General features: G+C 40.6%; 13 protein-coding genes and 1 pseudogene. 1 reads left to right on the forward strand and 13 read right to left on the reverse strand.

The features are described from left to right. The 4 genes from HNQ56_RS13780 to HNQ56_RS13795 all read right to left on the reverse strand — a co-directional run bounded on the left by HNQ56_RS13780 (position 1) and on the right by HNQ56_RS13795 (position 3,774). Entirely contained in the window at positions 1 to 1,965 is a 1,965-nt protein-coding gene (locus tag HNQ56_RS13780; protein ID WP_429147171.1) for a methyl-accepting chemotaxis protein, read from the reverse strand. Further along, the gene (locus tag HNQ56_RS13785; protein WP_429147174.1) at positions 1,962 to 2,825 is read right to left on the reverse strand and encodes an EAL domain-containing protein; all 864 of its coding nucleotides are present in this window, start codon (positions 2,823 to 2,825) and stop codon (positions 1,962 to 1,964) included. Before HNQ56_RS13785 ends, HNQ56_RS13780 begins: the two co-directional genes overlap by 4 nt. A 448-nt stretch (positions 2,826 to 3,273) precedes the next feature. Further along, positions 3,274 to 3,477: a hypothetical protein gene (locus HNQ56_RS13790; RefSeq protein WP_429147175.1), complete on the reverse strand. Its 204-nt coding sequence runs from the start codon at positions 3,475 to 3,477 to the stop codon at positions 3,274 to 3,276. Positions 3,478 to 3,573: 96 nt separating this feature from the next. Then, positions 3,574 to 3,774, reverse strand: coding sequence for a DUF3791 domain-containing protein (locus HNQ56_RS13795; RefSeq protein WP_429147177.1), 201 nt, complete (start codon positions 3,772 to 3,774; stop codon positions 3,574 to 3,576). 454 nt (positions 3,775 to 4,228) lie between these two features. Between HNQ56_RS13795 and HNQ56_RS13800 the strand changes: the two genes are divergently transcribed. Then, positions 4,229 to 6,244: a glycoside hydrolase family 31 protein gene (locus tag HNQ56_RS13800; RefSeq protein WP_429147180.1), complete on the forward strand. Its 2,016-nt coding sequence runs from the start codon at positions 4,229 to 4,231 to the stop codon at positions 6,242 to 6,244. Between the two features lie 288 nt (positions 6,245 to 6,532). On the opposite strand, the gene HNQ56_RS13805 is transcribed toward HNQ56_RS13800, so the two are convergent. The 9 genes and pseudogenes from HNQ56_RS13805 to HNQ56_RS13845 all read right to left on the reverse strand — a co-directional run bounded on the left by HNQ56_RS13805 (position 6,533) and on the right by HNQ56_RS13845 (position 13,644). Continuing rightward, positions 6,533 to 7,042, reverse strand: coding sequence for a hypothetical protein (locus HNQ56_RS13805; RefSeq protein WP_429147183.1), 510 nt, complete (start codon positions 7,040 to 7,042; stop codon positions 6,533 to 6,535). A gap of 517 nt (positions 7,043 to 7,559) precedes the next feature. Next, entirely contained in the window at positions 7,560 to 8,213 is a 654-nt protein-coding gene (locus HNQ56_RS13810; protein ID WP_429147185.1) for a sensor histidine kinase, read from the reverse strand. After that, entirely contained in the window at positions 8,210 to 8,674 is a 465-nt protein-coding gene (locus tag HNQ56_RS13815) for a PDC sensor domain-containing protein (RefSeq protein ID WP_429147187.1), read from the reverse strand. The genes HNQ56_RS13810 and HNQ56_RS13815 overlap by 4 nt, the downstream gene beginning before the upstream one ends. Next, positions 8,671 to 8,961 carry a cache domain-containing protein gene (locus tag HNQ56_RS13820; RefSeq protein WP_429147189.1) on the reverse strand — a complete coding sequence of 97 codons (291 nt, stop codon included), beginning with the start codon at positions 8,959 to 8,961 and terminating at the stop codon, positions 8,671 to 8,673. Before HNQ56_RS13820 ends, HNQ56_RS13815 begins: the two co-directional genes overlap by 4 nt. Then, positions 8,961 to 9,709 (reverse strand): annotated as a pseudogene (locus HNQ56_RS13825) (EAL domain-containing protein). The gene HNQ56_RS13820 and the pseudogene HNQ56_RS13825 overlap by 1 nt, the downstream one beginning before the upstream one ends. 1,154 nt (positions 9,710 to 10,863) lie before the next feature. Then, positions 10,864 to 11,346 (reverse strand): hypothetical protein, encoded by a 483-nt coding sequence (locus HNQ56_RS13830; protein ID WP_429147192.1) that lies wholly within the window; start codon positions 11,344 to 11,346, stop codon positions 10,864 to 10,866. Between the two features lie 287 nt (positions 11,347 to 11,633). Next, positions 11,634 to 12,122, reverse strand: a complete 489-nt coding sequence (locus HNQ56_RS13835) for a GHKL domain-containing protein (RefSeq protein WP_429147194.1) — start codon at positions 12,120 to 12,122, stop codon at positions 11,634 to 11,636. A 74-nt stretch (positions 12,123 to 12,196) separates the two neighbouring features. Beyond that, on the reverse strand, positions 12,197 to 12,799 hold the full coding sequence (locus tag HNQ56_RS13840; protein WP_429147196.1) for a hypothetical protein: 603 nt from the start codon (positions 12,797 to 12,799) through the stop codon (positions 12,197 to 12,199). A gap of 146 nt (positions 12,800 to 12,945) precedes the next feature. Continuing rightward, positions 12,946 to 13,644, reverse strand: a complete 699-nt coding sequence (locus HNQ56_RS13845; RefSeq protein WP_429147197.1) for a LytR/AlgR family response regulator transcription factor — start codon at positions 13,642 to 13,644, stop codon at positions 12,946 to 12,948. Positions 13,645 to 13,828: the final 184 nt, after the last annotated feature.

Consider the following 13,828-nt stretch of genomic DNA (forward strand, 5'->3'; position numbering starts at 1 on the left):
TTAGACACAGAACCGGTTTACCATGGTTCTCAATCCTTCCGAAAGTCCTTTCAGCTGATCGCATATTTCTGCAATATCCTGAACGGCTGCCGATTGCTCCTCGACGGCAGCTGCGGCCTGTTCTGTTCCGGCTGCGTTCTGCATGGCTATGGCTGACATGGAGTGCAGCATCTGACGTATCTCACTGTTAGCACTTTCCATATCCTGCTCCGAGCGGTTCAATTTCTGTACCGCTGTTTCCGATGCCTTCATTGCTTCCGAGATGCTCCGGTATCTTTCCATGGTATCGGATACGCCTCTTTGCTGATCCTGAGAGGCGGCCAGAACCTGGTTCATATTTTCTACCACCAGTTCGACGTTCTTAATCAGGCCGTTCAGTATTTTATCTATGCTTTTTGCTGACGCGGCCGATTTTTCTGCCATGATCTGAATTTCTCTTGCCACCACGGCAAAGCCGAGGCCGGCTTCCCCAGCCCTTGCCGCCTCTATAGTGGCATTCAGGGCAATGAGATTTGTCTGACTTGCCATTTCCGTAATAATACTGCTTGCCTTGCTGATCTGGGCGGAGCTTTGCTTCATGGACTGCATTCTGTCACAGGCATTTCTTGTTGCTGCATCACTTTCTCTTGTGAGTAAGGACAGCCTTTCCACATCCTCCAATCCTGCATTGACCAGACACAGCACCTGATCGGTTGAGGCGTTAAGTTCTTGCATACATTGATGATTTACTGTTATTCTGGTTTCCAGCACCTTTGCCTGTGCCATACCTTCCTCTGTGTGCTTTGCCTGATTCTGGGCTCCCATGGCGATATCGTCAACGGTCCTTGATATTTCCTCGGAGGCCAGGGAGGATTGCCGCGAAGAGGAGGCCAGATTCATGGCGGTGTCTGACACCTGATGGGAGGATCGGGTAATCTCCGTGATAATATCCCGGAGATTTGCGGTTAAGGACTGGAAGGCTCCGGATAAGGTTCCTATTTCATCCTTCTGGTTAAGATACCCCTCCGCAATATTTTCCCGGATATCCAGTTTCCCGATTTTTTCGGAATGCTTTGTCAGAGCGGCCAAAGGCCCCGTAAGCCGGACGGCCATTAGAAATACAAGACCCAGGCTGACGATGGATACAGCGATCATGGCTGCTATAATTCTGGCCAGCATAGAAGGAATGGCAGACATAATCTCCTCTTCCTTTGCAGTGACGATAAAGCGCCAGTCTGTGCCGCTTACCGGTGCAAAACCGGCATACACAATACCATCGCTCATATGGAGGGTGGCGGCTCCGGCCGTTTCCTCCAGGATCTTTTCATAAGCCTTGTCCTCACCCTCCTTCACCGGATTGTACCGTTGGGTGACCTTTTGGATATCAGGATGGGCAATTACTGTTCCGGAGCGGTTCATGATAAAGGCGTACCCGCTTTCCCCGTATCCGATGTCTTCGGTTATTCCGCACAGATAATCCGCCCCCATACGGGCAATCAATGCGGCAACTACCTCCCCGTCCTTCCATACAGGCACGGTGGCTTCTATCTCGGGCTTTATGGTAACTCTGCTGATCACCACATCCGAGATTGCCGCTCTGCCGTCCAGAGCATCTTTTACATAGGTTTTGTCACTCATCAGGCGCACAGTTCCATCAGTAAAATGGGTGTAACCGTTTGGGAGAATATAGCCGATATCTAAGAACTCTGTTTTATTCAGTTCCTCCAGAAGAATTTCGGTATCTGCCTCCCATCCCATATCCATTATCTCCGTGTTTTTGGAAATCATGGTGAGGGAAGAAATCATAGAACTGATCCGGCTCTGGGTAAGCTTTGCACTTTCGGAAGCCACTAGCTGTAAGGAATACTCCGCTTCCTCCTTAAGGGCCTTTTTCCCTGCCGAAATAGCGATTACCCCGATCAATGCCGCAATGGAAACCGCCAGTAACGCGGAAAAGAAAATCAGCTTTGCCTTAATACTGTTCATCTATCTGTCCCTCCCATAAGAACCCCCTTTATATAATCCATTGGAGTGTTGCATCGTCTCCCGGGGCGGTGTCTTTTTTGCCTTAGCTTTCGAATGGCGGAGATTAATCCCTCCGGTATATCCATGATACTTTCCGACGGCCTCTGGATATAAAAACCCTGTCCGTACTGCACGCCAAGTCCAATGAGGGTTTTCAGCTCTTCATAGGATTCGATGCCTTCTGCAATTAAATTAATCCGTGATATTTTCGACAGTTCTGCCATACCCTTGACCAGCGCGTATTTGAGCCCATCCTGATGGATGCCCCGGATAAGCTTCATATCAAGCTTAATGTAGTTGGGATTGATATCGCTGATGAGATTTAAACCGGAATAACCGGCGCCGGCATCATCGATGGCGACGGTATAGCCCTGCCCCCGGTAGTGGCTAATGGCGGACAGGAAGCCCTGCATGTCGAGAATTACATTCCGTTCTGTGATCTCAAAGACGATGTGCTGCGGTTTTATATTGAATTGTAATAAGAAATCCCTGGTAAACCCTTTTTTAAAGTTCTCATCATGCATGACATTGGGATTAACATTTAAGAATAGCATTTTATCATAAGGCGGCACCATTGATTTGTATGCGGCCTTCAGTGCAGTTGTCCTGCACAGCAGTTCCAGCTCCCAGAGCCTTCCGTGCTCACTGGCAACGGAAAACAGCATCTCGGGGCTTTTAATGGAACTGTCATATGTGATCCGGCTCAAGGCTTCGTGTCCCAGTATGCTGCCGTCCTTCAAGGATATAATGGGCTGGAATACGCTCTTAATGGCTTTGGTTTCAATAATATAGTCCAGTGTATCTGATAGTTCGGTCTTCATTCGTATCCTCTCGTATTGATTTTTTATTTAATAGTATCAATTACGGGAGGATGTATCCTGCATGAAACAGTAAAGAATATGTTAAATTTGTGTAAGTGTATTCTACCTTATTCTGCTGTTTTACATAGGTTTCACATTGTTTTAACCTTAATGTGATAGTTAGCGGATCACAGGTATTTTATAATTAGGTCATAGATAGGATGGGATAGGATTGGATTAGATCCTGGATAAAACATGATGGAGAAAGCATGAATTGAGGAGGTTGATCTTATGATGATAAATTTAATAATACTTACTCTGTTGTTGGGAGGTTTTTTGATTTTTGCATTTGCCATTCATCGCAGACGATATGGCAGGAACTATATTGCCTCTTATCATTGGTATACAAGAATTTTAAAGTAAAAGAAAAGCTGCAGCAAAGGATTGGTCCCTTGTGCTGCAGCTTATTTTATTTCTCTGTTTCGTTAATATATAATCCAAAGATGTAGAGAGGGGATTGGCCGTATAAGCCGGTCTCATCATCGGAGAAATTAGCTCCGGTAGCTGAAGTATAGAATGCATCCAGCGCGGAGGCTTCGTCTAATTGGTATCGATCCATTATTAATTGTATAATCACCGGTAAGATGGTTGCTCGTGTAGTGCTTTGATCCATAGGCTCAACTCCTTGCGATATAGCTGGTTTTGAATTTCAAAGAGCCTTTAATGACTGCCGGTTGTTTGATTTCAAGAGTTGTTCCGTGGTATACAATCATAATTTCTTTACCCCCAGGTATTGATCAAACAGTTGCATCAGATATTCCATGCCCATACCGTGCAGGTCGTCATAATCGGTATCAATAAGATCAAGTAAGCCTTTCTTTTTAAACAGGGCATAGACCTCATTGCTGGGAAGGTTAATATGTTTGCTGTAATATTCAATGCAAAACCCTTTAAAGGACAATTTACTCATGGTTTGTTCTCCAGATTTGTTATATTTAATCCTTATTAGATCATAAATCAAAATCAGGTTCATGATCTCTGGCTCTGATCACAGGGTCACGAGCAGGCCCGCATCCTGTTCACTACGTCTTTATTATATAAATATTCAATCAATAAAGCAATAGGATCATACCATGACAAATGTAAATAAATGAAATACATTCAATTCATCCATTCCGGGAAAAATCTACAACAGTCCGGCAATATTGCAATAAGATTAATAGTGTGATAAAGTTTATATATCAAACTTTATATTATTCCATGGATGTGAATAGAAATGGAAGGAGGAAACTATCGGGTGCCGCTAAGGCGCCTATAGCGATGATACCGATGCTGGTAATGTGTCTGTTTTTACAGAAGTATTTTGTAACAGGTATTATGCTTGGTGTCGCTAAAGAGTAGCCGTGAAAGGAAGGTAAAATGATATGGCAATTTTAAAGCAAGAGGGAAATCGGCTGATCATAATTAATAATAATGAAAAAGTCTGGCTGGAGGCCTGGGGGAAGAATGCTCTGCGGGTAAGATCAACAAAGCAGGCTGTAATGCCTCCGGAGGACTGGGCATTGGGGGAAAAGCAAAGCGTTCATGGGGCGATCACCCTGGGAGAAAACCATGCGGTAATAAAGAACGGGAAAATCCATGCCCATGTTACAAAAAACGGCAAGATCACATTTCGGAATGAGAAAGGGAAAGTGCTGCTGGAGGAATTCGTAAGAAACCGCAGTGATATCAATTCACCGAAATGCAGTGCCCTGGATCTGGATGCAAGAGAACACAGGCCGATTCTTGGCGGCGATTTCTCTACAACGGTCCGGTTTGAATCGGATCCGAAGGAAAAACTCTTTGGTATGGGACAGTATCAGCAGCCGATTCTTAATTTAAAGGGCTGTGAGCTGGAGCTTGCCCATAGGAATTCACAGGCCAGTGTTCCCTTTGTCCTTTCTTCCTTAGGTTATGGCTTCCTGTGGAATAACCCCGGGATTGGAAGTGTCACCTTTGGAACCAATCTCACATCATGGAGGTCGGTTTCGACAAAGATAATAGATTATTGGATCACAGCGGGGGATACACCGGCGGAGATTGAAGAAAATTATGCTGATGTAACGGGAAAGGCTCCCATGATGCCGGATTATGGAATGGGCTTCTGGCAGTGTAAGCTGAGATATCAGACACAGGAGGAGCTTTTATCTGTGGCCAGAGAGTACAAGAGAAGAAATCTCCCTATTTCCGTGATTGTCGTCGACTTCTTTCACTGGCCCTTGGAGGGTGAATGGAAATTTGATGAAGAATATTGGCCGGATCCGGAGGCCATGGTAGCCGAGCTGAAGGAAATGGGCATTGAGTTGATGGTCTCCATCTGGCCCACGGTGGATTACAACAGTGAGAACTTTAGAGAAATGAGAGAAAGGGGATTGCTCATTAACTGTGAGAGAGGCTTTCCCAATGGTCTGAGGGTATTTAATGATACGCTCCATTATGATGCGACGAATCCGGAAGCAAGGGATTTTGTGTGGTCTAAGGTAAAAGAGAATTATTATAAAAAAGGAATTAAGATTTTCTGGCTGGATGAAGCCGAGCCGGAATACAGCTTTTATGATTTTGATAACTATCGTTATCATTTGGGGCCGAATGTACAAATCGGCAATATTTATCCGAGAAGCTATGCACAGACCTTTTATGAAGGAATGGAGAAGGAAGGGCAGAAGAATATTGTGAATCTTCTCAGGTGTGCCTGGGCCGGTTCACAAAGGTACGGTGCCCTCGTTTGGTCAGGAGACATACATTCCAGCTTTGAGAGTATGAGGAATCAATTTGCGGCAGGGCTGAACATGGCGATTGCCGGTATTCCCTGGTGGACCACAGATATAGGCGGGTTCCATGGAGGAAATCCCAGCGATCCTTCCTTCCGGGAGGTGCTTGTCCGCTGGTTCCAGTATGGCACCTTCTGCCCTGTCATGAGGCTGCACGGAGACCGTGAACCCCATACCCCTCCCATGAGTAATGTAAGGGGCGGCAGATGCGGGTCCGGTGGTCCCAATGAGGTATGGTCCTATGGTGATGAGGTCTATGATATCTGCAGGAAGTATATGTTGATCCGGGAGAATCTGAAACCGTATATTTCTGATACCATGACTGCCGCACATGAAAAAGGAACACCGGTAATCAGCCCGATGTTCTACCATTTCCCCGAGGACGAGGAGTGCTGGAATAGTTCGGATGAATATATGTTTGGTGATAAAGTGCTTGTTGCTCCCGTCATGCATTCCGGATTGACCTCCAGAACAGTTTATCTTCCAAAGGGAAAGACCTGGTTCGATGTGTGGAGCAAAAAGGAGTATCAGGGCGGTCAGGTAATCGATGCTGCCTGCCCCATGGAGACCATTCCTGTTTTCACCTGTGAAGAATCAATTTGCAGGTACTTTGATGAACAGACAAAGTAAAGGAGGCATAGTTTAAGTTTCACTAAGGTTTAACGAAGCCATTATGGAGGGTAATCCTCTATCTATAGGAATACGATGCAGTTATAGGATTAATCGTAAGCGGCAAATAAAAAGATGCTTTTTATTTGCCGCTTACGGTATACCAGAATTTTGAAATAAAATAAGAGCTGCAGCAAAGGATCTTGACGCCTTTAACTGCAGCTGGTTTATTTCTCAATTCTAAAAAAGGTATCGTGGAAGCTGAATAAATCAACAAAAAAAGGTTAAATAATAAAAAGCCTTGAACAGTCAATCGTCCATGTACATGCTCAGAGAATCCCTGTTATAATGACTTTCATTGACAAACCTTTCAAGTTTTTCATACTCACGAGCTTCTATAAGTTTATAGACAATTTTAATCCAAAGATCAGTAAGCATATTATTATCTGTAACATCGATATTCAGCGGGAAATCGCTTACACGTTTTTCAACAACAATAAGCGCAGCGAAAACGAACGCAAATCCTATTCCGTTACCCACAAATGCCGCGATATCTGTATTACTGCCAAAAATTAATATAAGAATGTCGGCAAATACGGACAATATTAATGATACAAATCCAAATTTGACAGTTATGCAGTAACCGATAATCTGCGCATACAACCATTTTTCTAATGATTTTTTTGCGGCAGGGACCGAAATGCCGTTAGAGCCTATCTCCACTTTTATATGGTTTTTCAAATAGAACCCTGTCACAATTAATGTAAAAGGAACCACCAGTGACAACACAACATTTAAGGTTACAGTAAGGACATTCATTATTTCCTCCTTTAATTAGACCGTTTCTATTTTTATTATCACATCCTCATCACCTATCAATGATGGATCATGCAGGCGCCATTTATGGTAACAGTTGCATCAAGTTTATTAGGCTCTTCATATACATTTCCTACAAACGTATTCATTTTTCCTCCTTACTGAAGGCCATGCGGTTTTTCACATAATAAGCATATCTTCGGATTGTTTCCAGTTTCGCAAATAAACTTTTTTGTTCAAGGTAAGTGAATTTTCATAAACACTCCCGAAAAAAATAATCATATTTTTCAAAAGTATTAATGATTATACATGAAAAATATAGAGGTTTTTTGCATCAGTATTATAAAAATTATCCAAAAATAAGCCTGATTAAATCTTCCAATAATCCGCATGTTGATACAAATTTATCCATAATATTCACCTTCTCATCTACACTCTAGCACGTGAATATTATGGATATCAAGTATTACTCCTTTAACGGTCAGATAACTCCCTTAACGGTTAGGCCTCTATACCGAACTTAGCAGATACATTCTTTCATAGGCAATATAATTAAGACATTAAACTCCCCAGGCTGAATATCAAGCTGGAATAATCCATTATTTTTTTCTACTAATCTTTTAACATTTTTCAACCCAATTCCATGATTTTTATTGTCCGGCTTTTTTGTATACGGCAATCCATTAATCATAATATTATCTTCCGGATCAAAGCTATTTTGGATTTCCAGTTGAAAATTATTCGGAGTGGAATGCATATGAATATTCAAATACTTTCTTCCCTCTTGCTGGCGGATCAGTGCCTCAACCGCATTTTGTAACGGATTTGATAAAATGGAACATAATTCAACGTTGCTGACATCTAATATGCCATTGCAGAAGCCGGCTATATGAATATTTACACCATCTCCTAACCGATAAATATTATAGCTTAGAATGGCATCAAGGATTTCATTACCTGTGATATAGCTCTTCTTCTGTATTTCCGATAATGCGGTTTGCATTTGCTCTATGTAACGAGTTGCTTCTGTCAAATTACCGGTTTTCGTTATCTCACCGAGGCACATGATATGGTTACTAATATCATGACGGAAACTTCTGGTTTCTTCTTCTTTTGCAAGCATGATTTCATAGTGGCTTTTTTGCAAATGTCTTAACAGATACTCTGTTTTCAAAGATCCATGGCGGTGCCTGACACCCGGTGGGAGGAGTGAGTGATCTCCGTGATGATATCCCGGAGATTTAACGTCAGGGACTGGAAGGCTCCCGATAAGGTGCCGATCTCGTCCTTCTGGCTGAGGTATTTCTCCTCAATATTCTCCCGGATATCCAATCCGCCGATTTTTTCGGAATGCTTTGTCAGCGCAATCAGGGGGCCTGTAAGCCGGGCGGCCATTAGGAATACAAGGATCAGGCTGACCAGGGATACGGCGATCATGGCAGCTGTAATTCTGGCCAGCATAGAAGGAATGGCGGACATTATCTCTTCTTCCTTTGCGGTGACGACAAACCGCCAGTCTGTGCCGCCCACCGGTGCAAAACCGGCATATACGATACCGTCTGTCATATGGAGGGTGACGGCTCCGGCCCCTTCCTCCAGAATTTTATCATAAGCCTTGTCCTCACTTTCCTTCACCGGGTTGTAACGCTGGGGGTGACCTTTTGAATATCGGGATGGGCGATTACTGTTCCGGAGCGGTTCATGATGAAAGCGTACCCGCTGTCTCCGTATCCGATATCTTCGGTTATTCCGCACAGGTAATCCGCCCCCATGCGGGCAATCAATGCGGCGGCCACCTTCCCGTCCTTCCATACTGGTACGGTGGCCTCAATCTCCGGCTTTATGGTAACTCTGCTGATCACCACCTCCGAGATTGCAGCTTCGCCGTTTAAAGCGTCCTTTACATAGGCTTTATCGCTCATCAGGCGCACGGTTCCGTCTGTGAAATGGGTATATCCATGATTTTTTCTGATGGCCTTTGGATATAAAAGCCTTGCCCGTACTGCACGCCAAGTTCAATGAGGGTTTTCAGCTCTTCATAGGATTCGATGCCTTCCGCGATTAAATTAATCCGTGATATTTTGGACGGCTCGGCCATACCCTTGACCAAGGCATATTTAAGCCCATCCTGGTGGATGCCGCGGATCAGCTTCATATCCAGCTTAATGTAGTTGGGATTGATATCGCTGATGAGATTTAGGCCGAGTATCCGGCGCCGGCATCATCGATGGCGACGGTATAGCCCTGCCCCCGGTAGTGGCAGATAGCGGACAGGAAGCACTGCATGTCGAGAATGACATTCTGCTCTGTGATTTCAAAGACGATATGCTGCGGTTTTATATTGAATTGCAGCAAGAAATCCCGGGTAAAGCCTTTTTTGAAGTTCTCATCATGCATGACGTTGGGGTTGACATTTAGGAACAGCATTTTATCATAAGGCGGCACTATTGATTTATAGGCGGCCTTCAGTGCGGTGGTTCTGCACAGCAGCTCCAGCTCCCAAAGCCTTCCGTGCTCACTGGCGACGGAAAACAGCATCTCCGGGTTTGTGATGGCGCTCTCGTATATAATCCGGCTTAAGACTTCGTGTCCCAGTATGCTGCCATCCTTTAAGGATATGATGGGCTGGAATACGCTTTTAATGGTTTTGTTTTCAATGATGTAGTTCAGCGTGTCTGATAGTTAGGTTCTCATCCGTATTCCTCTCGTATTGATCTTGTTTGATTTCATCCATGCTTATATTATCAATTACCGGAGGATGTATCCTGCATGAAACAGTAAAGGTTATGTTAAATTTGTGTAAGTGTACTCTTTTGCTATGAGGAGGGGGATTTGGTTTTATTTTGCTGTTTTACATAGGTTTCACAATGTTTTAACCTTAGTGTGATAGTTGGCATATCGCAGGTATTTTATAATTAGCCATAGATAAGATTAGAATAGAGACTGGATAAAACAGGATGGATAAAGCATGAATTGAGGAGGTTGTTTTTATGATGATAAATTTAATAATACTTACTCTGTTGTTCGGTGGTTTTTGGATATTTGCATTTTCCATGCATCATAGACGGTATGGCAGGAATTATATTGCCTCTTATCATTGGTATATCAGAATTTTGAAGTAAAATATTTTAAAATAAGTTCCAGAATTCTTCGCTGAATTCTGGAACTTATTTTTTGAATATATCCCTAATTATGCATTTGTACTAAAATATGGATTGTATTATTTAATGAAGTCTTTAAACTTTAATGAAGTTTATAATAGTGTCTCTTACCCTATGTATCCGGGATAATCAAAGAATCTAGGGGCGTACTGAAAAGTTTGATTGAAACCGCGAATGGTGAATGTTCCCAATCTATCAATTTTATGAAAATTAGGATTATTGGACTTTGCATCAACATAGGCCTCTACATAGTTATACCATATTCCACCAGAACGCGATGACCAAGATATGGGTCCGTTGGTAGAGTGAACAAGTTTGCCATTAACACTTCCTGCAAAAAAGTCGGTTTTCATAAAAGCTACCGTGGATGACGTACCAACTAATTTCCATGAAGGACTGTTATAAAAGTAGTGGTATACCATTTCTGTTTTAGAACTGCAGAATATTCTATAGAGAGCTTCTGAACTACTAGCTATAACATTGCTGGCATTAGAAACACCATCAAGCACACTAAATATGTTGCCTAAAGTCCAGTCAATAAGGAAACCATAAGGAATTGTACCTAAAACAGAAATCCTTTTTTCATAAAATCCTCCTTTTTGAATTTAGTGAATGGGTAGTGGTTTTATAACTTTATTAATGTAATCATTAACATATATTCTGTTATTCACTTAATTTTGATAATATCTTATTCGCCTCTTCTATAGTTTCAGCGGGACCATAATATGTAGTTAAGTCACCATCTTGTATTACTGCCATGCAAACTAGATCAAAATTTTTATTAAAGTATAAGAGTTGAATATTATCTTGATGAAGATCTGAAATATTATTCGTAGAAAATATAAAATACGGTGTTCGCTTATAATCAGATAATTTTTTTGCTAAATTATCTAGAAATCCTTCCCGTTCGAATTCTAAATTAGTATACATCTTTCCATTAAATGTTAAGGTTCCTCTTAATTCATCTGGTTGAAAAACAAATTTATTCCAGCTAATATCAAATATAACGTTTGTCTTTTTGCCCTCAAGAGAACATAGAGATAGGCATACATATTTCCTAACAGGTGCTTGATACCATATGAATATAGTTAATATAAGTAAAATAATAAAGGTTAAAACTAATGTTTTCTTATTACATCCTTTCATTAATCCTCCTCATATTTACAGGCTACTATGCTTGAATTATATATTTGTGCCATTATTGGCGGGATTATCCAAAAAAGAATTTCCATAGTTCGTCAAATAAATTGTATGTATCAATATTCATAATAATCTCCATTCTGTCGCCAAGCTGGTGGCGTAAATAATAATGAAAGCGTTTGTGCTAATAGAATTAGATCACTTCGCTTCTTTGCAAATAATATAGCACATGAATATTATGGGTATCTACTATTTCTTGTTTAACGGTTTAATAACTCATTTAGCGGTAATTTTTAACCTAAATAATAAGATTTCGCTATGGGCAACACAAGTGTGATTTTAAATTCTCCTGGTTCAATATCAATTTTGAATTCGCCATTATTTTTTTTTACTAATTTTTGTACATTTTTCAATCCGATACCATGATTTTTTTTATCCGAATTTTTTGTCCATGGTAATCCATGAATTAAGGTTATACTGTCTGCATCATGGCTGTTACGGATCTCCATTCGAAAATTATCTTGTGCAGAATGCATTTGAATATACAGATACTTTTTTCCCTGCTTCTGATGACGTATTGCTTCGATGGCATTTTGTAATGGATTGGATACGATGGAGCATAATTCAACGTTGTTGATGGCTAACTTAACATTACATAATCCAGTTATATAAATCTTAACATCATCCTCGAGCACTTGAGTATAATAGTTAAGAATGGCGTCTATGATTTCATTACCTACAGTATAACTTTTCTTTTGTATCTCAAGTAATATAGTTTGCATCTGGCTTATATAGAGATAAGCTTCGTTTGTGCTGGAATTCTTAACCATTTCTTTTAGGCACATAATATGGTTACTTATATCATGGCGGAATGCTCTGGTCTCCTCTCCTTTGCAAGCATCATTTCATAATGATTCTTTTGTAAGCTCCTTAATAAAGCTTCTGTTTCCAGCAGGTGTTTATAATTAGTATTTGCATTTCTGGTATAAATAATAAACATTCCTAAGATCACGATACTAAGGTATGAGAATATTATCAAAATGTTGCTAGCCATTGAGAAGGTCTTATTATTCACGTACGGAGCAGCATAACGAAGGCCTGAAATTATACCAATTAATGATGTTGCCATAAGGATCATGAAAATTATTAAAATGGAATAAGTAAGTTCTTTTTTTGTGATAAACTCTTTTTCTTTTATTGAGTTAATCAAAAGAAAGACTATAATTAAAAAAATATTGGATACCAGAAAGATATGCATTGGAGTCAGCGGCTTTTTTATAAGGTGTAAGAATATCGTTTCAAGAATAGTTTCAATTATTCCTATGCTACAAGAGATGATAAAGATACCTTTTATCATAGTCCAGAACTTACAGCTTAGAGTATCTTCTAATAACACACCCCAAATTACAATTGTACTTATGTTAATATACAATAAATCACTAATTGGTAGGATTGACACATAACATCCCACCATGGACAGAATAAACAGAAAAATACCAAGCAAAATGCATCGTATTTTTTTGTTAAATAATACATAGGTACCAATACAATAGACTAATATATGTAGAAAAAACGTAATAAAAACCATTAGGATATTCAATCATATCACCCCTTGTAATTGACATTAAAGCAAATATATTTTTGTTCAAACTCCTTCTGTTTCCGGCGAGATATGGGAAGGAACTCGCCATTAATTTCTACTATAATGTTTTTATAGTTGTTAATATGTTGCATATTCACGATATATTGTTTATGAATACGGATGAATAATCGGGGGTCTAGTAATTTTTCTACCTCATTTAATGATAAATCTCTGCGGAAAAAAAGATTTTGAACTTTCGCTTCGCAGTATCCGTTGAAGGCCCTAAAATATTTAATGTTTTTTTGCAATATGTCATGAGGGATGTAATTTAAGTATAGCAAGAAATTTTCTTCACCCGCTTTTACTTTTAATAATGAATCTATTGCCTCTTCAATCTCTGCAAAATCAAAAGGCTTTGTAATAAAGCGGAACGCATTTATCTTGAAGGAATCTTTATATCTTTGCGGATTACCGGACGCCATAATGATCTTACAGGAGGGCTTCTCCTTATTGATCGCTCTGCCAACTTCAAAGCCATCCATCCCTGGCATATCAATGTCCAGAAAAACTGCATCAAGTGCTTCTATTCTGTCAAGCAGGCAGAAGCCAGATAGAAAGGGCAGCACTTCTACATTTACCTTTTTCTGATCCAAAGTCTGATTTACTAATTGAGTAAGTATTTTTACTACCAAAGGTTCGTCATCACATATTCCTATTATCATTCTTATGTCCATGCCTTGTACTATACAAATCGCTATAAGAATGCCGGCATGGCCCCGATCCTCCTTTATTGATATATTTTATTTCTTTCAACACGTAGCGTCATCCTTATGCATATTTTATATGTCTAAATTTGTACTGGGGATAATACCAATATGAGTTTCTGTGATCAGAAGTGAAAATTTC

The sequence above is a fragment of the Anaerotaenia torta genome (assembly GCF_050433395.1).
Lineage (GTDB): Bacteria > Bacillota > Clostridia > Lachnospirales > Lachnospiraceae > Mobilitalea > Mobilitalea torta.

Coding starts and splice junctions, on each gene's coding strand:
- HNQ56_RS13780 (WP_429147171.1), bottom strand. CDS start 1,965: ATGAACAGTATTAAGGCAAAGCTGATTTTCTTTTCCGCGTTACTGGCG.
- HNQ56_RS13785 (WP_429147174.1), bottom strand. CDS start 2,825: ATGAAGACCGAACTATCAGATACACTGGACTATATTATTGAAACCAAA.
- HNQ56_RS13790 (WP_429147175.1), bottom strand. CDS start 3,477: ATGGATCAAAGCACTACACGAGCAACCATCTTACCGGTGATTATACAA.
- HNQ56_RS13795 (WP_429147177.1), bottom strand. CDS start 3,774: ATGAGTAAATTGTCCTTTAAAGGGTTTTGCATTGAATATTACAGCAAA.
- HNQ56_RS13800 (WP_429147180.1), top strand. CDS start 4,229: ATGGCAATTTTAAAGCAAGAGGGAAATCGGCTGATCATAATTAATAAT.
- HNQ56_RS13805 (WP_429147183.1), bottom strand. CDS start 7,042: ATGAATGTCCTTACTGTAACCTTAAATGTTGTGTTGTCACTGGTGGTT.
- HNQ56_RS13820 (WP_429147189.1), bottom strand. CDS start 8,961: ATGAGCGATAAAGCCTATGTAAAGGACGCTTTAAACGGCGAAGCTGCA.
- HNQ56_RS13830 (WP_429147192.1), bottom strand. CDS start 11,346: ATGAAAGGATGTAATAAGAAAACATTAGTTTTAACCTTTATTATTTTA.
- HNQ56_RS13835 (WP_429147194.1), bottom strand. CDS start 12,122: ATGCAAACTATATTACTTGAGATACAAAAGAAAAGTTATACTGTAGGT.
- HNQ56_RS13845 (WP_429147197.1), bottom strand. CDS start 13,644: ATGATAATAGGAATATGTGATGACGAACCTTTGGTAGTAAAAATACTT.